This is a genomic window from Haloarcula sebkhae (assembly GCF_014647415.1).
Lineage (GTDB): Archaea > Halobacteriota > Halobacteria > Halobacteriales > Haloarculaceae > Haloarcula > Haloarcula sebkhae.
In genome coordinates, this window is the sequence record NZ_BMPD01000001.1 from 1,122,199 (window position 1) to 1,123,683 (window position 1,485).

1 tRNA gene and 1 rRNA gene (1 of these 2 only partly in view) are annotated in these 1,485 nt (G+C 59.3%); both read left to right on the forward strand.

The window, feature by feature from the left end:
• Positions 1-1,087, forward strand: a 16S ribosomal RNA gene (locus IEY38_RS05885) (it extends 381 nt beyond the left edge of the window).
• Between the two features lie 105 nt (positions 1,088-1,192).
• A tRNA-Ala gene (locus tag IEY38_RS05890) sits at positions 1,193-1,264 on the forward strand.
• The last annotated feature ends 221 nt before the right edge of the window (positions 1,265-1,485 follow it).

A 1,485-nucleotide genomic window follows, 5' to 3' on the forward strand; every position in this document is an offset into this window, starting at 1 on the left:
CGAGGGCATATAGCCCTCGCTTTTCTGTACCGTAAGGTGGTACAGGAACAAGGACTGGGCAAGACCGGTGCCAGCCGCCGCGGTAATACCGGCAGTCCAAGTGATGGCCGATATTATTGGGCCTAAAGCGTCCGTAGCCGGCCGGACAAGTCCGTTGGGAAATCGACGCGCTCAACGCGTCGGCGTCCAGCGGAAACTGTCCGGCTTGGGGCCGGAAGACCTGAGGGGTACGTCCGGGGTAGGAGTGAAATCCTGTAATCCTGAACGGACCACCAATGGGGAAACCACCTCAGGAAGACGGACCCGACGGTGAGGGACGAAAGCTAGGGTCTCGAACCGGATTAGATACCCGGGTAGTCCTAGCTGTAAACGATGCTCGCTAGGTGTGCCGTAGGCTACGAGCCTGCGCTGCGCCCTAGGGAAGCCGAGAAGCGAGCCGCCTGGGAAGTACGTCTGCAAGGATGAAACTTAAAGGAATTGGCGGGGGAGCACCACAACCGGAGGAGCCTGCGGTTTAATTGGACTCAACGCCGGACATCTCACCGGTCCCGACAGTAGTAATGACAGTCAGGTTGACGACTTTACTCGACGCTACTGAGAGGAGGTGCATGGCCGCCGTCAGCTCGTACCGTGAGGCGTCCTGTTAAGTCAGGCAACGAGCGAGACCCGCACTTCTAGTTGCCAGCAATACCCTTGAGGTAGTTGGGTACACTAGGAGGACTGCCGCTGCTAAAGCGGAGGAAGGAACGGGCAACGGTAGGTCAGTATGCCCCGAATGGACCGGGCAACACGCGGGCTACAATGGCTCTGACAGTGGGATGCAACGCCGAGAGGCGGAGCTAATCTCCAAACGGAGTCGTAGTTCGGATTGCGGGCTGAAACCCGCCCGCATGAAGCTGGATTCGGTAGTAATCGCGTGTCAGAAGCGCGCGGTGAATACGTCCCTGCTCCTTGCACACACCGCCCGTCAAAGCACCCGAGTGGGGTCCGGATGAGGCCGTCATGCGACGGTCGAATCTGGGCTCCGCAAGGGGGCTTAAGTCGTAACAAGGTAGCCGTAGAGGAATCTGTGGCTGGATCACCTCCTACTGATCGGGATTGGGGCTTTGCCCCAACCCACCTTTCGGTGTTCGAGAACTCCGCCGACCGGGCACCTATGAACTATCAGGGCTAACAACCGTGCGGATCTGCCGGGCCCATAGCTCAGCGGGAGAGCGCCGCCTTTGCAAGGCGGAGGCCCTGGGTTCAAATCCCAGTGGGTCCATACGACGTGCCAGCCCCGAACCGTACCCCTTAAGTGTGGGACGGCGATGGAATATGGTACGACGACAGATGCACCAGGCCGGGTGAAACCGAGCTTGGGAAGGGTCGATTCGCCCACCATCTCCACCTTGGGGGCGAATATGAAACCGTGTGTACGTGCGATCCAGGCGTCCACTGGACTCGTTCAGTTGAACGAGTCACAACGACGTTGGCTACTATGCC